This window comes from Bacillus sp. PK6-026 (genome assembly GCF_054161455.1).
In genome coordinates, this window is the sequence record NZ_CP096418.1 from 424817 (window position 1) to 443050 (window position 18234).

Annotated in this window: 21 protein-coding genes; 11 read left to right on the plus strand and 10 right to left on the minus strand. The window is 46.1% G+C overall.

All coding sequences use genetic code 11. The features are described from left to right. The first annotated feature begins 46 nt into the window (after positions 1-46). The 3 genes from M1D59_RS02145 to rocF all read left to right on the plus strand — a co-directional run bounded on the left by M1D59_RS02145 (position 47) and on the right by rocF (position 3752). The gene (locus M1D59_RS02145) at positions 47-1249 is read left to right on the plus strand and encodes an ornithine--oxo-acid transaminase (protein WP_445604606.1); all 1203 of its coding nucleotides are present in this window, start codon (positions 47-49) and stop codon (positions 1247-1249) included. Positions 1250-1462: 213 nt separating this feature from the next. Further along, complete coding sequence (locus M1D59_RS02150) at positions 1463-2866, plus strand: amino acid permease (protein WP_223254835.1); 1404 nt, start codon at positions 1463-1465, stop codon at positions 2864-2866. Next, positions 2859-3752, plus strand: a complete 894-nt coding sequence (gene rocF / locus M1D59_RS02155; RefSeq protein ID WP_020450126.1) for an arginase — start codon at positions 2859-2861, stop codon at positions 3750-3752. Before M1D59_RS02150 ends, rocF begins: the two co-directional genes overlap by 8 nt. A gap of 48 nt (positions 3753-3800) precedes the next feature. Here rocF and M1D59_RS02160 read toward each other — a convergent pair whose 3' ends face one another. Then, a complete protein-coding gene (locus tag M1D59_RS02160) occupies positions 3801-4673 on the minus strand; it encodes a LysR family transcriptional regulator (protein ID WP_026580522.1) in 873 nt (290 codons plus the stop codon). Between the two features lie 121 nt (positions 4674-4794). Between M1D59_RS02160 and M1D59_RS02165 the strand changes: the two genes are divergently transcribed. From M1D59_RS02165 to M1D59_RS02180, 4 genes are read left to right on the plus strand one after another with little or no spacing between them, the layout of a single operon-like run. Continuing rightward, positions 4795-5364, plus strand: coding sequence for a non-oxidative hydroxyarylic acid decarboxylases subunit B (locus M1D59_RS02165; RefSeq protein ID WP_020450128.1), 570 nt, complete (start codon positions 4795-4797; stop codon positions 5362-5364). Positions 5365-5377: 13 nt separating this feature from the next. Next, on the plus strand, positions 5378-6799 hold the full coding sequence (locus M1D59_RS02170; protein ID WP_458117752.1) for a non-oxidative hydroxyarylic acid decarboxylases subunit C: 1422 nt from the start codon (positions 5378-5380) through the stop codon (positions 6797-6799). 19 nt (positions 6800-6818) lie between these two features. Further along, entirely contained in the window at positions 6819-7046 is a 228-nt protein-coding gene (locus M1D59_RS02175) for a non-oxidative hydroxyarylic acid decarboxylases subunit D (protein WP_020450130.1), read from the plus strand. Positions 7047-7061: 15 nt separating this feature from the next. Next, positions 7062-7517, plus strand: coding sequence for a PNPOx family protein (locus M1D59_RS02180; RefSeq protein ID WP_268489793.1), 456 nt, complete (start codon positions 7062-7064; stop codon positions 7515-7517). A 34-nt stretch (positions 7518-7551) separates the two neighbouring features. Here the strand turns inward: M1D59_RS02180 and M1D59_RS02185 are convergent, their stop codons facing one another. The 9 genes from M1D59_RS02185 to M1D59_RS02225 all read right to left on the minus strand — a co-directional run bounded on the left by M1D59_RS02185 (position 7552) and on the right by M1D59_RS02225 (position 12579). Next, positions 7552-7998 (minus strand): hypothetical protein, encoded by a 447-nt coding sequence (locus M1D59_RS02185; RefSeq protein WP_231005748.1) that lies wholly within the window; start codon positions 7996-7998, stop codon positions 7552-7554. A gap of 25 nt (positions 7999-8023) precedes the next feature. Further along, positions 8024-8365, minus strand: coding sequence for a hypothetical protein (locus M1D59_RS02190; protein ID WP_023855653.1), 342 nt, complete (start codon positions 8363-8365; stop codon positions 8024-8026). A gap of 58 nt (positions 8366-8423) precedes the next feature. Continuing rightward, positions 8424-8870: a hypothetical protein gene (locus tag M1D59_RS02195; RefSeq protein WP_035337243.1), complete on the minus strand. Its 447-nt coding sequence runs from the start codon at positions 8868-8870 to the stop codon at positions 8424-8426. A 20-nt stretch (positions 8871-8890) separates the two neighbouring features. After that, entirely contained in the window at positions 8891-9571 is a 681-nt protein-coding gene (locus M1D59_RS02200) for a hypothetical protein (RefSeq protein WP_195537008.1), read from the minus strand. Between the two features lie 338 nt (positions 9572-9909). Then, complete coding sequence (locus M1D59_RS02205; protein ID WP_035400541.1) at positions 9910-10215, minus strand: DUF4176 domain-containing protein; 306 nt, start codon at positions 10213-10215, stop codon at positions 9910-9912. Between the two features lie 5 nt (positions 10216-10220). Further along, positions 10221-10487 (minus strand): hypothetical protein, encoded by a 267-nt coding sequence (locus M1D59_RS02210; RefSeq protein ID WP_026580529.1) that lies wholly within the window; start codon positions 10485-10487, stop codon positions 10221-10223. Between the two features lie 10 nt (positions 10488-10497). Continuing rightward, on the minus strand, positions 10498-11886 hold the full coding sequence (locus M1D59_RS02215; RefSeq protein ID WP_229105607.1) for a ribonuclease YeeF family protein: 1389 nt from the start codon (positions 11884-11886) through the stop codon (positions 10498-10500). A gap of 17 nt (positions 11887-11903) precedes the next feature. Then, complete coding sequence (locus tag M1D59_RS02220; RefSeq protein WP_458117753.1) at positions 11904-12182, minus strand: YwqI/YxiC family protein; 279 nt, start codon at positions 12180-12182, stop codon at positions 11904-11906. 13 nt (positions 12183-12195) lie between these two features. Then, entirely contained in the window at positions 12196-12579 is a 384-nt protein-coding gene (locus tag M1D59_RS02225) for a YwqH-like family protein (protein ID WP_003178893.1), read from the minus strand. 508 nt (positions 12580-13087) lie between these two features. Between M1D59_RS02225 and M1D59_RS02230 the strand changes: the two genes are divergently transcribed. The 4 genes from M1D59_RS02230 to chvE all read left to right on the plus strand — a co-directional run bounded on the left by M1D59_RS02230 (position 13088) and on the right by chvE (position 18234). Next, positions 13088-14077, plus strand: coding sequence for a substrate-binding domain-containing protein (locus M1D59_RS02230; protein WP_039073192.1), 990 nt, complete (start codon positions 13088-13090; stop codon positions 14075-14077). Then, entirely contained in the window at positions 14070-15833 is a 1764-nt protein-coding gene (locus M1D59_RS02235) for a cache domain-containing sensor histidine kinase (protein ID WP_458118034.1), read from the plus strand. Before M1D59_RS02230 ends, M1D59_RS02235 begins: the two co-directional genes overlap by 8 nt. After that, entirely contained in the window at positions 15826-17028 is a 1203-nt protein-coding gene (locus M1D59_RS02240) for a response regulator transcription factor (RefSeq protein WP_448156667.1), read from the plus strand. Before M1D59_RS02235 ends, M1D59_RS02240 begins: the two co-directional genes overlap by 8 nt. Positions 17029-17154: 126 nt before the next feature. Then, positions 17155-18234, plus strand: a complete 1080-nt coding sequence (gene chvE, locus M1D59_RS02245; RefSeq protein ID WP_458117754.1) for a multiple monosaccharide ABC transporter substrate-binding protein — start codon at positions 17155-17157, stop codon at positions 18232-18234.

Genomic DNA, 18234 nt, shown 5'->3' on the forward strand with positions numbered 1-18234 from the left:
TACGACATCTGGCATGTATGTCCAAAAATAAGAAGGAGGAATCAGAATGACGGTTCTATCAAAGTCCGAGAAAATTATGAAGCAAACCGCACATTTTGGCGCGAATAACTATCATCCTCTGCCGATCGTGATTTCTGAAGCGGAAGGCGCGTGGGTGAAAGATCCGGAAGGCAACCGATACATGGATATGCTGAGCGCTTATTCCGCAGTGAATCAAGGGCACAGGCATCCGAAAATCATCCAGGCGTTAAAAGATCAGGCCGACAAAATCACCTTGACGTCGAGAGCTTTTCACAATGACCAGCTTGGTCCTTTCTATGAAAAGGTCGCTTCATTAACGGGGAAAGATATGGTTCTGCCGATGAACACCGGAGCGGAAGCGGTTGAGTCCGCGATTAAAGCAGCCCGGCGCTGGGCTTATGATGTAAAAGGCGTTCCGGACAATAAGGCTGAAATTATCGCATGTGTAGGCAATTTTCACGGCCGGACGATGCTGGCTGTGTCGCTTTCATCAGAAGAAGAGTATAAACGCGGTTTCGGGCCGATGCTTCCTGGCATCAAGCTGATTCCATACGGGGATCTGGAGGCGCTGAAACAGGCGATCACACCGAATACGGCCGCTTTCTTAATTGAGCCGATTCAGGGTGAAGCGGGTATTGTCATTCCGCCGGAAGGCTTTTTGAAACAGGCTGCAGAAGTCTGTAAAGAACGCAATGTCTTGTTTATCGCTGACGAAATACAGTCAGGGCTTGCACGAACAGGCAAAATGTTCGCCTCTGATTGGGAGGATGTCACACCGGACATGTACATTTTAGGAAAAGCGCTCGGAGGCGGCGTGTTCCCAATATCGTGTATTGCTTCAAACAGAGATGTGCTTGGCGTGTTTAATCCCGGCTCACACGGGTCGACTTTTGGAGGGAACCCGCTTGCATGCGCCGTATCGATCGCCGCCCTTGAAGTGTTGGAAGATGAGCGGCTCGCTGAACGGTCGCTGGAGCTCGGGGAATATTTTAAAGAGAAGCTCTCGCAAATCGATAATCCAAAAATCAAAGAAGTGCGCGGCAGAGGGCTGTTCATTGGGGTTGAGCTGACCGAGGCGGCGCGTCCGTATTGCGAGCGTTTGAAAGAAGAAGGCCTGCTCTGCAAAGAAACGCATGAAACGGTGATTCGCTTTGCGCCTCCTCTTGTTATTTCAAATGAGGATTTGGATTGGGCGATTGAAAAGATTACCCGTGTTTTGTCGAAGTAAAGCGGACGGCTGAACAATAAGGGGATTGTTCAGCCCGTTTTTTCGCCGCATGTGCGAAGTTTGTCAAAAATTGAAATATCAGGAAAATGTTCAGAAGATTTAAAAAATAGTCTATATGTCATAGGGGGAGATGACATTAGGGAGAATGGAAACGGAAGGGGTGAAGGCGGTTTGAACCATGAAAACCGTGAACAATATACACTGAAAAGAACGATGAAATCACGCCATTTGTTTATGATCTCGCTTGGCGGCGTCATCGGAACCGGCTTTTTTCTTGGAACAGGATATACGATCAATGAAGCCGGGCCGATCGGCGCGATTCTTTCTTATTTAGCGGGCGGAATGATCATGTATTTTACGATGCTTTGCCTCGGGGAGCTCGCAGTGGCAATGCCGGTTTCAGGCTCTTTTCAGACGTACGCGACAAAATTTATCGGGCCTGCCACAGGATTTGCCGTCGGCTGGATCTACTGGCTCGGCTGGTCGGTTACGGTTGCTTTGGAATTTCTGTCGGCGGGGCAGCTGATGAAAAGGTGGTTTCCCGATGTCGGCGTCTGGATATGGTGTTTGATTTTCGGTCTGCTGCTTTTTTCGCTTAACGCGCTATCGGCGAAAGCCTTCGGGGAATCGGAATTTTGGCTGTCCGGCATTAAAATTATCGTCATCCTTCTGTTTATTATCCTCGGCGGAGGCGCGATGTTCGGATTTATCGATATGAAAGACGGACAGGCTGCACCGTTCTTTTCCAATCTGATTGGAGACGGAATTTTTCCAAACGGATTCGGCGCGATCTTTATCACGATGATCACCGTCAACTTTGCCTTTCAAGGGACAGAGCTGATCGGGATCGCGGCGGGGGAAAGCGAAAATCCGGAAAAAACGGTGCCCCGCTCCATCAAACAGACGGTCTGGCGGACACTTGTGTTTTTCGGCCTGTCCGTATTTGTCCTGGCGGGGTTGATTCCATGGGAAAAAGCGGGGGTTGTTGAAAGCCCGTTCGTTGTCGTATTTGAACAAATTGGCATTCCGTATGCCGCCGATCTGATGAACTTTGTTATTTTAATTGCTTTATTATCGGTGGCGAATTCGGGTTTGTACGCATCGACGAGGATGCTTTACTCCCTTGCGAAAGAAGGAATGGCCGCTCAGGCTTTAAGCCGGGTCAATAAAAGAGGGATCCCGATGAATGCGCTGTGGATCACGCTCGGTTTTGCGGGTTTGTCCCTCGTCTCAAGCGTAGTTGCCGCGGAAACGCTCTACATCTGGCTTCTGTCTCTAGCCGGTTTAAGCGCACAAGTCGGCTGGATCACGATTACGGTATCACAGCTGCTATTTCGCAGAAGATATGTTAAAGAAGGCGGTAAGGTTGAAGACTTGAAATTTAAAACGCCTCTTTACCCTTATTTGCCGCTGACGGGATTTATTTTAAACAGCGCCGTTCTTGTGAGCCTTGCCTTTGATTCAGAGCAGAGGATGGCATTGTACTGCGGGATTTTGTTCATGTCGGCCTGCTACTTTGTTTATCACGTATTTGTGAAAAAACGCCAGGGTCTTGAGCGACAAGAAGCATTGATCTATCAAAACAAAACAAACGATGAGGTGGTTATTGATGAATAAGCAAGTTTCTCTGATTGGAATGCCGATGGACTTGGGACAGGCGCGGCGCGGTGTGGATATGGGACCGAGCGCGATTCGCTACGCTCATATCGTGGAACGTCTGACCGAGCTTGGCTATGATATCGATGATCTGGGCGATGTGCCGATCAATCGCGATCAGCCAAAAGGAGACGAAGGGCTGAAAAATTTAGTTTCCGTACTCGAAGGAAACCGCAAGCTGGCTGATATCGTCGACAATGTCATCGAGCAGCGCCGCTTCCCGCTCGTGTTGGGCGGAGACCACAGCATAGCCATCGGGACATTGGCGGGGGTAGCCAAGCATTATCAACAACTCGGCGTGATTTGGTATGACGCACACGGCGACTTAAATACGCTGGAGACATCGCCGTCAGGCAACATCCACGGTATGCCGCTGGCGGTAAGTCTCGGTGTCGGCCACGAAAAGCTGGTCAACCTTCACGGCTATACGCCGAAAGTCAAGCCGGAGCATGTCGTCATCATTGGTGCGCGCTCGCTTGATGAAGGAGAGCGCAAATATATCCGTGAAACCGGCATGAAAGTCTACACCATGCACGAAATCGACAGGCTTGGCATGACGAAGGTGATAGAGGAAACGATCGAGTATCTGTCAGCAAATTGCGACGGGATTCATCTGAGCCTCGATCTGGACGGTCTTGATCCGAGCGACGCTCCGGGAGTCGGCACCCCTGTCGTCGGAGGCATCAGCTACAGGGAAAGCCATTTGGCGATGGAAATGCTTTATGACGCAGATATCATTACTTCTGCCGAGTTTGTTGAAGTCAACCCGATACTTGATCATAAAAATAAAACCGGTGAGGCGGCCGTCGAACTGATCGAATCGCTGTTAGGGAAGAAGCTGCTATAACCAATGAAAAGGAGAAGGCATCGGCATGATGCCTTTTCTTTTTTATTATCAAAATAAAGCCAAAAACTCTCTTACGGGCTTCGGCAGAAAACTGCCGGCCCGCCAAACGACAGATGGCTGCAGAATAAACGGATTGTCTTGAATCTCCAATGTCTGAACATGACGCGCAAAATGCGCCGGCAGCATGGACAGCGGCAGAATCGTTGCTCCGAATCCCGAGGTGACAAGGCTGAGGAGCGTTGTAGAATCATGGCACTCACAGACGACCCTCGGCTCAAGGTCCAATGAGTGAAAGTGATGGACGACCTCATCATAAATCCCTTTTCCGTGCGACGGTCTGAGCAGAATCAGCGGCAGACCGGCAATTTCTTTCATTCCGGCTTCCCCTTTTAAGCCATACGACTGATTCCCCGGAAGAACGAGCTTGCATGGGACCTCCGGCAGGCTCTTTGCTTCGATATTTTTGCTGTGGAAAGGCGTTGTCGTGACCGCCGCATCGATCTGCCGGTTTTCCAAGAGCCCGCTCAGCCGTGAAGGCTCACCTTCCCAAATGTTAAACATTAAATTCGGGTACATTTCCCTGATCTTCGAGACTTTTGAGAGCAATAGAGCCGCACAGTAAATCGTTGAACCGACGGCAAGGGTTCCGTTGACTTCTTCACGCAGCTCCCGAACCTCCAAGATGGAATCCTCAAGCTTGTGCAGGATTTCTTTTGCTCTTTTCAAAAACACTTCTCCTTCATAGGTCAGCGTCAGGTTTTTCTTTTTGTTCCGGTCAAATAAAACGACTCCGAGCTCCTCTTCCATCTGCTTCAACTGTCTGGAGAGGGGCGGTTGGGCGATATGAAGCCGTTTCGCCGCCGTTGTAATCTTTCCTTCCTGTGCGATCGTAACAAAGTACTTTAACTGGCGAATATCCATTTTCTCGGCACTCCTTTTTATACCTTTAAAGTATTATATGTAGATTTAACAGATATTTTCAATATGGTAAATAGAGGCGTATCATTTTAACTGAAGCACCAAGAGGGAAAGGGGGGCGCATATGAACATCATCGTCGGAATTACGGGCGCGACCGGCGCGATATTTGGCGTGCGGATGCTGGAGTGGCTGAAGAAAACCGACGCAGAGACACACCTAGTCATCTCTCCGTGGGCAGCGGCAACGATTCTGCACGAAACGGGATATACGATGAAAGACGTAGAAAAGCTCGCATCTTTTACGTATTCCCACAAAGACCAGGCGGCCCGCATTTCAAGCGGTTCCTTTCAAACGGACGGAATGATTGTCGCACCGTGCAGCATGAAGACGTTGGCGGGCATTCGCACCGGTATGGCGGATAACCTGTTGACCCGTTCGGCGGACGTCATGCTGAAGGAACGGAAAAAGCTTGTGCTGTTAACAAGGGAGACGCCGCTGAACCAGATTCATCTTGAAAACATGCTTGAGCTGACAAAAATGGGCGCGGTGATCCTGCCGCCGATGCCGGCTTTTTATAATCATCCCCAAAATCTGACCGAAATGGTCGACCATATCGTATTCCGGACGCTGGACCAATTTGGAATCCATCTGTCTGAAGCGAAGCGCTGGGAAGGAATGAAACAGAAGAAATAAGGAGGATAACAGAATGGCTTATCAAGATTTTAGAGATTTTTTAAACACGCTGAAAAAAGAAGGACAGCTTCTTGAAGTTCAGGAAGAGGTGAAGCCGGAACCCGATTTGGGTGCCGCTGCACGCGCCGCCAATAACCTCGGAGACAAATCACCCGCTCTTTTATTCAACAACATTTACGGCTATAACAATGCCCAAATCGCCCTGAATGTCATCGGCTCCTGGCCGAACCACGCGTTAATGCTCGGCCTTCCGAAAGACACGCCGGTCAAAGAACAGTTCTTTGAATTCGCACGCCGCTATGATCAATTTCCTGTAAAAGTGCAAAGAGAGGAGACAGCGCCGTTTCACGAAAACGACATCACAGAAGACATCAACCTGTTTGACATTCTGCCGCTCTTCCGCATCAATCAGGGCGACGGCGGCTTTTATTTAGACAAGGCATGCGTCATTTCCAGAGATGTCGAGGATCCGGAACACTTCGGCAAACAAAACGTCGGCATGTACAGACTGCAGGTAAAAGGAAAAGACCGTCTCGGCATTCAGCCCGTCCCGCAGCATGATATTGCAATCCACCTGCGTCAGGCTGAAGAGCGCGGCGAAAACCTGCCTGTCACGATTGCGCTCGGCTGCGAACCGGTCATTGCAACGGCGGCATCCACACCGCTCTTATACGATCAATCAGAATACGAAATGGCAGGGGCCTTGCAAGGTGAACCTTATAAAATCGTCAAATCAAAACTGTCTAACTTAGATATCCCATGGGGCGCGGAAGTGGTTCTCGAAGGTGAGATCCTGGCGGGCGAACGCGAGTATGAAGGCCCGTTCGGCGAGTTTACCGGCCACTATTCAGGCGGAAGAAGCATGCCGATCATCAAAATCAAGCGCGTCTGCCACCGCAACAACCCGATTTTTGAACACCTCTATTTAGGCATGCCTTGGACTGAGGTTGACTACATGGTCGGCATTAATACATGTGTGCCGCTTTACCAGCAGCTAAAAGAGGCCTATTCGAATGAAATTGTCGCGGTAAACGCGATGTATACACACGGCTTGATCGCCATTGTCTCAACGAAAAGCCGCTACGGCGGATTCGCCAAAGCTGTCGGTATGCGCGCGCTGACGACGCCGCACGGCCTCGGCTACTGCAAAATGGTGATCCTCGTTGACGAAGACGTCGATCCGTTTAATCTCCCGCAAGTGATGTGGGCCATTTCAACGAAAATGCATCCAAAACACGATGCAGTCATTATCCCGGATTTATCCGTTCTGGCGCTTGACCCGGGTTCTGAACCGGCGGGAATCACCCACAAAATGATCTTGGACGCGACAACACCTGTGGCCCCGGAAACAAGAGGACACTATTCACAACCGCTCGATTCCCCTATAGGAACGAAAGAGTGGGAAGCGAAACTAATGAATCTGCTAAATCAATAAAAGAGGAGAGTGTTTCATCATGCATACATGTCCGCGCTGCGAATTAAAAAAAGCGGAAACCGTCAGCAAGTCACCCGTTGAAGGAGCCTGGGAAGTTTATCAATGTCAGCACTGCTTTTTCACTTGGAGATCATCGGAGCCGGAGACGATCACAAATCCTGAAAAATACAATCCGGCCTTTAAAATCGACCCTTCTGAAGTCGAAACAGCCGTACAAGTGCCAGCGGTTCCAGATCGGAAAATCTAAAGGGAGGCATCCGGCATGGCTCAGCTATCAAACGAATTATTTCAGCTGTTAAACGGAGAGAAACTCGCCGGAAAGCGGCGCGAAGCGATGATGCTCCAGACCGTCACAGAAGAAGGCTGGCCGCACACAGCGATGATCAGCGCCGGCGAAATCCTCGCCTTGAACAAAACCGACATCCGCCTGGCTCTCTGGCAAGGCACAACGACATCCGCGAACATCGCGAGAACAGGCCGGGCGCTCTTCGTCACTTGCTGGAAAGGCAAAGCACATTATGTGCGGCTGTCTTTAAAGAAACTGCCCGAATTAAAAGACGCCAAACACCCGAGAGCGCGCTTCGCCGGCACCGTCGAAGCGGCCCGGGAAGATATCGCAAAATACGCCGATATCATCTCCGGCGTTCAGATTGAGCTGAAGGATGAAGCGGCGGTTTTGCGGCGGTGGGAAGAGACGCTGGAGGAGCTGAGGAACTGAAGAAAAGGACCATGGCGAACCATGGTCCTTTCAATTATTTCTGCAGCATCTTATTCGTCACTTTATAAGCCAAGATACAGCCAATTGTAATAAAAATAATCGCGATCGAAAGGATCACGAGCTTTTCAGCAACGGTATATATCGACATAGGAAGAATAACAGCGCAGACGGAAAACACGCCGCCAAAATAAACAAACAGGATCAGCGGCTTTTTGTATTTTTTCCAAATTACTTGATTAATCCCGTTTTTTTCGGGGGCTGCCGGATGTTTGCGGTCTTCATCTTTCATCAGTTTATTTAGCAGCACATAAATGAGAAATGCGAATAAAGTTGCCGAGAAAATATTAAAACAGAGGATAAACAGCTTTTCTCCCAGACTCATCACCGGATTCAGAACAGAGCTGAGAACGGAGCCGCAAACGAAAAACAGGTAGACGGATAAGATAGCTTTGTTTCTTGGTTTTTGTAGAAATTTAGACATTCGGATCTCTCCAATCGTAAATGATTTAAACGCTGAAAATGAGATGGATCAGAAAAGAAAAAATATAAAAGATGATGATGCTTAAAATGCCTCTGCCCAGAAGATAGAGGGCGAAATACAGTTTTCTCAGGAACCAGTTGTATTTTAATAGCCGTTTGTAAACAAAGTAACCGGTTCCGACAAGAAGAAAAACGAATGTATTTGTGATTTTATGGGACCATTTTTCAGGTTTTAAAAAGACCATTTTTTCATATTCAATGATCATGTGACTCGCAATGATTAAAAAACCCAAACTGTAAGCGAAATGAGCGGCCAACATACCGGCGATGAAATATTCGGTATATTCAACAAAAGTTTCTGGTGACATCATTACTCCTTTATGAATGGCGGACTCCAGCGTTTTTTTTTCTGCTAAAAAAAGCTTCTCATTCTTCGTCAGGCATTCTTTCCAAATAAGACCGGTTCAGCATTTGATTCGCCGCTTGATAAACAGTAAAAAAGCCGCCAGATATCACGGCAAACAAAATTGCAAACACGCCGGATTTCCAAGCGAGTGAGAGTTCGGGCATGAAAAACACGGATGTTCCCACAATCAGGATGCCGACGAAGTAGAAAGAGAGCATGAACGGTTTTCTGTATTTCTTCCAAAAGATTTTCGCGACGATGTTGCATCGGGGCGCGCTTTGATCTTTCTTCGGCTTATTTATGAACACATAAGTGATGAAGGCGAATAAAGAAATTGAAACGAACATAAAGCCGATGACGGCAAGCTTTTCCTTCCAGTTCATTGAAGGTTTGACAAGGCCGGTCAAAATAATGATTGCTGCAAGTAGGGAATAAACTGAGAGAATGATTTTATTTCTGCCTTTCAAACATGACCTCTCCTTGTGCCTTAAATCCTATGCTGTCTGATGATATCTTGATTCGCTTTGATGAAGAAGTATTTGTGGATGAATTTGACCCCCATCATAGAAAATAAACAAGCCATAAGCAGATAGACGGTACTCATCAACAAATAAACGGCAGACTCGGAAACTCGCAAAACGGCATGACTTATTACAAAACCGCCTGCCGGAACAGCTGCCAGGAGCATCCTTGTCGGAGCTGCTGTCTCCCTTTTGCCTTTTTTAGAATCAGGGAAAACAACCAAATAATACCGAATGATGAGGAAAATAACGGCGGCATAAATGAATAATGACAGACTGATCAGCGGTACATGAAAACCGATAGCAGAAACCATCATTTTTTGCGCTGTGATCAACTGGCAATATGACGTACCGCTGAATGATACGCCCATAAAGCGAACATATTGAAGGTGATGATGATATCCGGTCATGCTTTTGGTATTCATGATGATCATCCATATATTGATCAGGATAGCAACAGGAACAGCGGCGAATGTGAAAAAATCTACTTTGTTCACCAGCACAGGTAATATGCTTAAAATATCCAGCATCAACACGATAAAACACGCCATTCCCCATTTCGTTTCCCGGCTGATGGGAGCTGTCAAATGAGACTGAATATTGGTAGGTAAATCTTTGTATAGTATAGTATCTTTCAATTTAAGCAAGCTGTCTTTCCTCCGGTGTTGAAAATGAACATAAGAGAAAGCATCCCAGGAGAGATGCTTTCGGAAAACATTTACTTATTAGTGTGATTGATTAATAATTGTACAATGTTTGTATATTTTTTTACCTATTTGAAACTCCCTAAGAAAATTCTGTTGCATATCTTATAACCTATAAAGATAACTATACTCAACATAACAAATTGAATGGTAAATAAACCTAGTCGTTCGCTCCATGGTATATCAGGAATGACTACAGCGCTAAACCCTATTCCAAATGTAAAAAAGCAGTAGATGAATATGACTATCTTTTTTCTGTAATTCTTCCAAATTTCCAAATGTTAAATCTCCTTATCGTGCATTTTAGGACCTAAAGTTTTTTTGTAGTTGAGTTCTTCATTTGTTACATAGCCCATGTAAAGGATTTCTTCTATCATATGGTGATTAAAGAATAGGTTGTAGTCTTCGGTAATATTGCCTTCAGGATATGGGACTGAAACATAATCGAATTTTTTTTGGCTGGATGATTGAATTTGATTTCTTCCATAAACCATGACAGGTTTGCGGACGCTCTTGATTTTCACTACTGTACCGATAGGAAGCCAATCTTCAGATATATGTTCTTCGTCTTTTTTTTCGTTAAACATGATGCTTATTCCTCCGATTTTCCATTTTTTCGTTGTAATTCAGGATGTTTTTTAAGCCAAATTTTTTTTCTGTAAATATGTAAGATGATTGGAAAAATGAAAAAGAATATGCTAATAACTGATATTGCAAATGGAATCTCTGAAGGCGCTTGTTCTGCTAGGCCCCATATCGCCATGATGACAAAAAAGATACCTACTACAGGGAATAAAATAGTGAAGATTATCATAGCTTCATTTATTTTTTTATTTAGAAAATCCTTTCCATGATTCATAAAAAGCCTCCTATTCGTCTTTTTCGGCTCCTAATTTTAAACCGATGCCCACACCGGCGGCGACTTTAAGTTCAGTTTCTGTCCCGAGTTTAGCTTCAACACCTGCTCCTCCAAAAGTAAATTCAACACCGATATACGGATTATAATCCCAGCCAAACCATTCTTCAAGAGGTTTATAGCCGTTCCAGTTAAATGGGCTGACAACGACTTCTGCGTCTGCAATGCTTGCCGAAGCTCCTATGCCGACTCCATAGTCTTCTATACCTGCACCTGCCTCGGCATGACCGATATCAATACCAACACGCACAGGTGAATTTTCGTGATCGAAGTTTGCCTTTATTCCATTAACTTCTCCTTTAGCACCCATGAAATTGTTTGTAGCATAATTGTCTACAAATTTATCTGGATGATATGGAACACTGATTTCGCCTTCGACGTCTCCCAACTGAAAATAAGTTTCTTTTTCATCTTCTCCTTTATCTTTAAAACCTTTATTTGTATCTAAAATACTTGCATCAAAATTCATATCAACTTCATAATCTTTTCTTGAATACTTAAAACTGGCATTTCCAGCACCAGAATACCCAAATCCCCCTGTTACTTCTGTTTTAAATTCTCCGTCAACTTTCTCGTTACTTGATGTATTACCTATACCATAAAACTCTTTTACAGTGTTCGACTTTTTACCATTCTTAATATTATCAATTTCAGTTGAACTAGTATTCCTTTTCTGCAATTCATTAAACAGGTTTTGAATTGCAGGTTCTTTTTTTAAAACACTGGAAGAGTAATTTTGAATCTCAATCTTCGGCCCCGTATACATCCTCTCCAGCTGCTGGATGTATTGCTTCATTGTGTCGAGGTCATCCCTCGCTGCTTTTAGCGCATTTGTCTGTTCGCGGTCAAAAGTATGAAGCTTTTCAAGCGTCTCGCTGATTTGTCTTTGGGCTTTTTTGGCGTTTTCGTTGACGGCTGAATCGTCGAGGTCGGGCAGGTCGACGATGTTTTTGACCGTTAGAATAGTCATATTGGCTTTTGACGTCAATCTGCCTGTCAGCGATTCGGCTTGACTGACGCCGTCATGGAGTTCGTTTTCAAGAAAGCTTTGCGAGATAAAGCCGTTTTGGTTCGGTTCAAGGGAATGAAGTGCGCTTTTCGTCTTTTCTAAAAGTCCTTTATAGTCGGAAATAAAAGATTCATAAAAAAGAAGAAAAGTGGTGTGGCACTCTTCATAGAACGAGCGGATCGCTTCACCGCCCGCGCCTTTTAAGGCGTCGTCAAGGGAGGTGAGACCTTTGACGCTTTGTTTGACTTTTGAAATCTCGTCAGTCTGGTTTTTTAATTCGGTCAGCGTTTTGTCTAGGCCGGTTTGAAAAGCCTGAACATCTAGAGTTTTCAATGCGTAGTCCCTTCCTTCTACTTGGCTTTGATCGATGACGACAGCTTTTTGTCGGCGTCTTTTATGGCGTTGACAGCCTGTTCGGTTTGCGCAATTTGTTTGGCAAGAGCCGAAGCGTATGATTTTGTCAGACTTTTCAAATCTTTGTTCATGCTTTCAATTTTTTTGACGACGTCAAGGTTGTTTTTGCCGCTGATATCTGTCGGCACGTTCGGTTTTACAGCTTGGGCTGAATGCTTCAGCTTCGAGAGCGCCTGTTTGACTTCGCCTGTTTTGACTTTGATTTCTTGACCCATCGTAATCACTCCTTTATCGGCGGGCTTCTCTTTCTTCTTTTTCCAGCTTTTCAATTTTCGTTTTTAATGAGCTGATATCCTTACCTAGTGAATCAATGTCATCATTTAAGGAAGAGATTTTCTCTTTTAATTGTTTAAACACTTCATTTAACTGTTTTCCGCAAATATCATTGTAGGCCGTTTTCATATCGCTTCTGACATTTTTAAAAGAATCAGCAAGGCTGCCCTGCCATGTTGTCGGCGACAGTTCGGGCTTTTTGATGCTGTCTTTTGAATCGTCAAATTCCTTTTTATCTGCTTCTAATTCAGTTTGGCAATTTTTCAGTTGTTCGAGCTGTTGTTTTTTGATGAGAAGTGTACCTTGCAGCCCGTATAAAACTGTTTTTTCCCAGATCATGTTACTGCCACCTCCCGGAAAATTTGATTCAAATGACCTGTTGGGGTCCGTTCATTAAAGGACCTTATTAATGTTACAACATGGTATAAATGAGTTGAATAGGAAAAATGTACCGTGATTAAAGGATCGAATCAAGCGGTGGAGCAGGGGATTCCTTATTATGACTGCGATTTTGCACATTTCTCCATTTTCTTTCAAGGACAAAAGGCATGGTTCTTAGGGCTGTGTTTTTTGTGATATTTATTTTTTGTTTCACAAACTTTAAGGTAATTTTAAGAAAGAGGCGATCTTGTCGAACACTAAACAAGGTTTTTCGGGCAAAATGTCAAATAGATTAGATATTTCATATAAACAAGGGGGGAAATTGTCTGTTTGTGATGAAAAAGGGGACGGGCGAAATTTCTGTCAGGATGCCTCAGCTGGATTCTAAGAAAAATATGCGGCCAAATATATACTTCATGATAGATTGTAAACGCTGTCTTGTCCTCTGACCAACAGGGGGATGAAGATGAAGAAGTTGTTAGTTGTTTATGCCGTGATGCTCTGTTTGTTTTTTCTGTATGTCTACGACTACTCCCGGGGCGATAAAACCGGATCTACAGAAGCAAGCAAAAGGCCGGCGGCCGGAAGTCTGTCCGAAAAATATGTGATGGTCACGTTTCAATCGGGAATCGAATATTGGAAGAGCGGCCTGAAAGGCTTTGAGGATGCCGCGCAGCTTTTCAACGTCTCTGTCGAGTATCGGGGGGCGGCCCATTATGATGTCCATGAGCAGACGACCGTCCTCGAGCAGGTCATTGCAAAAAAGCCGGCGGGGATCGCACTTTCGGCAATAGATCCCAAAGCTTTAAACCCTGTCATTGACAAGGCGCATGAGCAGGGTATTCCGCTCGTTTTATTCGATTCAGACGCCCCGCTCAGCAAAGCCTCTACATATGTCGGCACAAATAATATGAAAGCGGGTGCTGAGGCCGCAAGGCGAATGGCCGAGTTTTTAGATGGAAAGGGAGAAACCGCAATCATTACCCAGCCGCGGCAGTACAATCACCAGGAAAGGACGAAGGGCTTTGAACAAACGATCAAGCAAAAATACCCGAACATGAAGGTCGCCGCGGTTTTGGACGGAAAAGGGGATGAGCTGACGTCGAAAAAAGAAGCAGCGAAGATTCTGGAAAAAAATCCATCCATTAAAGGGATTTTCACGACAGAAGCCAATGGAGCGAACGGTGTGGCCCGGGCTGTGAAGGCGGCGGGACTTGAAAGGGAAGTATGTATTATCGGCTTTGATAAAGACAAGAAAACGCTGGACGGCATCAAAAGCGGGTCGATTTCCGCGACAATGGGTCAGGACACATGGCAAATGGGCTATTGGTCGCTGCACATGCTGTTTTTCTCAAATCACCATTTGAAGCATGAACGCCCGCTTCCGGCAGCGATCGATACAGGCATTACGATCATAACGAAAGAAAATGTGGCAGCCTATTATGCGAATGATTAAACGTTTGATCAACAATGCGCCGATCCGTCATAAGCTGATCAGCCTTCTCTTACTAATCAGCATGCTGCCGACGATCGGCCTCGGCATTTTATCGGGATGGGCCGTTGAAAATATTATTGAAAAACAGGTGATCGACCAAACACTGCAGCTGATCGGCGAAGTGAACAAGACGGCTGAAGTATATGTCAGCCACATGCAAAACCTGACATATTTAATATCAATGAATGAAGAAATGGAAGCATTTTTTAATCATGAAAAGGAGGATGGAGAGGCGGATTATAAGCGAAGGACGTTTTTGCAGGGCCTGACTTCTTTATATTCCGAAGCCGCGGGCATTCTCGTCGTCAATGATAAGGGTGAGATGATCAGCAATGAGATGTATGAACGGACGCCGACAGATTTGACAAAAGAACCGTGGTATCTGGCGGCTGTAGCTAATGAAGGGATTTTCAAGATGATCGGAAAGCCTGTCAACCGGAATATCAGAAGCCATGTGCACTACAGAGAAGACGAGGTCGTTTCTGCCGTCAGAGCTGTTATCAATCCTGAGACACAGCGTGTGAAAGGTGTTTTGCTCATCGATTTGAAGCTGCGCGTCCTCGCAGAAGCGACAAAAAATATCCGCTTGGGGAAAACGGGTTATTTGATGATCATGGATGAAAATGGCGGCAATATTTATGCACCGGAGACCTCAAAGCTGTTTCTGCCGAAAAAGTGGTTCAGTCAAGATCGGTCCGGATATTTTTCGAAGCGGATCAAGGGAGAGGAATATCAATTCATTTATGAGACGTCTTCCTTTACGAACTGGACAACGGTCGGCGTTTTTAAAGCGGGTGAACCCGTATTCGAAGTGAAGGAAATCCACTTGTATGTGCTTTTGTTTTTACTGACGGCGGCGTTTCTCGGAATGTCTGCTTCCTATTATTTGTCCCATTCCATGTCGCGGCCGATTTTGAAGCTGAATGCTGTCATGAAAACGGCGGAAAGCGGGAATTTTTCAACATTTTATCAGGAGGAAAGGGAAGATGAAATCGGGCTTTTGGGAAAAAGCTTCAATCGCCTGATGATGAGAATCAGGGAGCTGATGTCGGTCACAGAAAGACAAGAGCGCCAAAAAAGAGAAGCCGAATTAAGGGCGCTGCAGGCGCAGATCAACCCTCATTTTCTCTACAACACGCTGGATACAATCAATTGGATGGCGAGGAAGAAAGGAGCGGTAGAGGTCAGCGGTCTCGTGCAGGCTTTATCCAAGCTGTTCCGCATCTCCTTGAGCAAAGGGAAAGATATCATTCCGCTGTCTGATGAATTTGCACATGTTGAAAACTATTTGAAAATCCAAAAAGCGCGATACCGCGATAAATTAAACTACTCAATCGAAATGACCGGACTTTGTGACGACCGCCTGATATTAAAGCTCGTGCTTCAGCCGATTGTCGAAAATGCGATTTATCACGGAATTAAAGAAAAAAAGGGGCCGGGTCATATTACGATCAAAGGCATGGAGGAAGACGGCTCGCTGATTATCAAAATCGAGGATGACGGAGCCGGAATGGATGAAGAGACGATAAAGCAAATAACCGATCAATTCAAACACAGGGACGATACAGCGGGCTACGGCATGATCAACGTCCATGAACGGATCGCCCTTACATTTGGCGAGCCGTACGGTTTAACGGTTCAAAGCCGAAAAGGAGCCGGAACCGCCGTCACAATACGGCTCCCAATCTTAACAAAAGGGGGAACAAGCCTTGAGTGAATGTTGGCGCGTACTGATTGCCGATGATGAACCGTGGATTCGGGAAGGAATACGGGATGCCGTCTCTTGGGAGCGCTATCAAATGTCGGTGTCGGCTGAAGCGGAGAATGGCGAGGAGGCATTTGAGCTCGCTCTCAAACACGGCATCGACTTATTGATTGTCGACTTGAATATGCCGATCGTCAACGGAATCACGCTGATGAAAAAGCTCCGCGGCGCCCTGCCGCAGTGCCGCTTTGTCATCGTGACGGGCTACGATCAGTTTGCATACGCGCAAGAAGCAATCCGGCTGAATGTCGATGATTATTTGTTAAAGCCGGTCGATCCCGCTCATCTGGAACAAGTGCTCGAAAAGATCAGCTTGTCGCTGGCAGCTGAAAAAAAGAAGCTCAGCGAGCAAAAGCTTGCCGAGCAGCATATTCAACAAAACCTCGGCCTTCTGAAAGAGCATGTTTTCAGAAGCTGGATCGAAGGCCGGGCAGTGGAAGAAGACGTTTACCGGCAGCTCGAATGCCTCCGTCTGCCGGCTCGCTATCCTGAGACGCTCGGTGTCATCGCGGCCGGGCATGTATGGAACAAGCCGTTTGAAGCCGACAGTCTGAAAGAAAAAGTAGAACGCTTCTTTGTCGCTGAACGGGATAAGGCTGTTTTTTTCGACGGAGACCGCCTGATCGCCGCCTGCCTGTGGCGTTCTGTTACAGAAGCTGAACAGCAGGCGCTTGCAGAGATGATCGAAGCTGAAATGCAGGCAAGCGCCGCCGTCTGCTTCGCGAAGCTTGCTGAAAACGGCCGCTCAGCTGCGCAATGCTATCAGCATTGCAGACAGCAAGTCTCGAAAGCATTTAATATCTCGCCGGTTGTCACGAGGGCCAAAGAATATATGCAAAAGCATTTCACTGAAAGGGAGTTTTCTTTAAAACAGACGGCGGATGCGCTTCAAGTCTCGCCCGTCTATTTGAGCAGGATCATGAAGAAGGAGCTCGGCATGACATTTGTTCAGCTTTTGACCGAGATGCGCATAGACCAAGCGGTTCACCTGTTAGAGACAACCCCTCTTTCGATTCACGATATTGCCGAACAAACGGGGTATGATACACAGCACTATTTCAGCACTGTATTTAAAAAAACGATGGGAGTATCCCCCAATCAGTACCGACGCATGTCGGGAATTGAACGAACAGGGAGAAAATTGTAATGTAAGCGCTTTAAAAAAGTCTGATTTTTATAAAAATAGTTAATTAATTCAAAAGACGGACCTTCGAAAGACATGGTACAGTTGGCATGATTCATGATGGGAGAAATCAAAAGGGGGATACCAAGCATGAAAAAATGCTGGCTGTTGATCACTGCAATGCTTTTCTGTCTTATTGTTTCCGCCTGTTCGGGGAATCAGGCGAGCGGAGGTGGAGACAAAGGCTACGTCGGAATCTCAATGCCGACAAAGTCATCGGAACGCTGGGTGTATGACGGGAAATATATGGTGAAAGAGTTTGAAAAACTCGGGTATAAAACGGATCTGCAGTATGCGGAAGATGTCGTTGAAAACCAAGTCTCACAAATCGAGAATATGATTACAAAAGGCGTCAATGTCCTCGTCATTGCTTCGATTGACGGGGAAGCGCTGACCGACGTCCTTGAAAAAGCAAATAAGCAGGATATTAAAGTCATTTCCTATGACCGGCTGCTTATGAACAGCAAACATGTCGACTATTATGCGACATTTGACAATCATAAAGTCGGAGAACTCCAAGGGAAATATATTGAAGAAAAGCTTGGCTTAAAAGACAAAAAAGGGCCGTTCAACATCGAATTGTTCGCAGGATCGCCCGACGACAACAACGCGCATTTCTTTTTTGACGGCGCCATGTCTGTTTTGAAGCCTTATATCGATTCGGGCAAATTAAAGGTATTGAGCGGCCAGACTTCATTTGAGCAAGGTGCGACGCTCAGGTGGGACGGCGCAACCGCACAATCCCGGATGGACAATTTGCTGAGCGCGCATTATACAAAAGCGAAGCTTGATGCGGTGCTTTCACCGTATGACGGGATCAGCATCGGAATCATTTCCTCTTTAAAAGGTGCGGGCTACGGATCGGACAAGAAGCCGCTGCCGGTTATGACGGGACAGGATGCGGAGCTTGCTTCCGTGAACTCGATCATTAAAGGGGAGCAGACCTCAACCATTTTCAAAGATACGAGAGAGCTGGCGAAAAAAGCCGTTGAGATGGCGACATCCGTCTTAAAAGGCGAAAAAGCGGAAGTCAATGACACAAAGACGTATGACAACGGAGAGAAGGTCGTTCCGTCCTATTTGCTTGAGCCGGTCGTCGTCGATAAAGAGAACTATAAAAAAGTGCTCGTTGACGGCGGTTACTATAAAGAATCGGAATTAGGGAAGTGA

Excerpts from the sequence above, each read along its gene's own strand:
- M1D59_RS02145 (WP_445604606.1), top strand. The coding sequence starts at position 47 with ATGACGGTTCTATCAAAGTCCGAGAAAATTATGAAGCAAACCGCACAT.
- M1D59_RS02150 (WP_223254835.1), top strand. The coding sequence starts at position 1,463 with ATGAAATCACGCCATTTGTTTATGATCTCGCTTGGCGGCGTCATCGGA.
- rocF (WP_020450126.1), top strand. The coding sequence starts at position 2,859 with ATGAATAAGCAAGTTTCTCTGATTGGAATGCCGATGGACTTGGGACAG.
- M1D59_RS02160 (WP_026580522.1), bottom strand. The coding sequence starts at position 4,673 with ATGGATATTCGCCAGTTAAAGTACTTTGTTACGATCGCACAGGAAGGA.
- M1D59_RS02165 (WP_020450128.1), top strand. The coding sequence starts at position 4,795 with ATGAACATCATCGTCGGAATTACGGGCGCGACCGGCGCGATATTTGGC.
- M1D59_RS02170 (WP_458117752.1), top strand. The coding sequence starts at position 5,378 with ATGGCTTATCAAGATTTTAGAGATTTTTTAAACACGCTGAAAAAAGAA.
- M1D59_RS02175 (WP_020450130.1), top strand. The coding sequence starts at position 6,819 with ATGCATACATGTCCGCGCTGCGAATTAAAAAAAGCGGAAACCGTCAGC.
- M1D59_RS02180 (WP_268489793.1), top strand. The coding sequence starts at position 7,062 with ATGGCTCAGCTATCAAACGAATTATTTCAGCTGTTAAACGGAGAGAAA.
- M1D59_RS02185 (WP_231005748.1), bottom strand. The coding sequence starts at position 7,998 with ATGTCTAAATTTCTACAAAAACCAAGAAACAAAGCTATCTTATCCGTC.
- M1D59_RS02190 (WP_023855653.1), bottom strand. The coding sequence starts at position 8,365 with ATGTCACCAGAAACTTTTGTTGAATATACCGAATATTTCATCGCCGGT.
- M1D59_RS02205 (WP_035400541.1), bottom strand. The coding sequence starts at position 10,215 with ATGTTTAACGAAAAAAAAGACGAAGAACATATATCTGAAGATTGGCTT.
- M1D59_RS02210 (WP_026580529.1), bottom strand. The coding sequence starts at position 10,487 with ATGAATCATGGAAAGGATTTTCTAAATAAAAAAATAAATGAAGCTATG.
- M1D59_RS02220 (WP_458117753.1), bottom strand. The coding sequence starts at position 12,182 with ATGGGTCAAGAAATCAAAGTCAAAACAGGCGAAGTCAAACAGGCGCTC.
- M1D59_RS02225 (WP_003178893.1), bottom strand. The coding sequence starts at position 12,579 with ATGATCTGGGAAAAAACAGTTTTATACGGGCTGCAAGGTACACTTCTC.
- M1D59_RS02230 (WP_039073192.1), top strand. The coding sequence starts at position 13,088 with ATGAAGAAGTTGTTAGTTGTTTATGCCGTGATGCTCTGTTTGTTTTTT.
- M1D59_RS02235 (WP_458118034.1), top strand. The coding sequence starts at position 14,070 with ATGATTAAACGTTTGATCAACAATGCGCCGATCCGTCATAAGCTGATC.
- chvE (WP_458117754.1), top strand. The coding sequence starts at position 17,155 with ATGAAAAAATGCTGGCTGTTGATCACTGCAATGCTTTTCTGTCTTATT.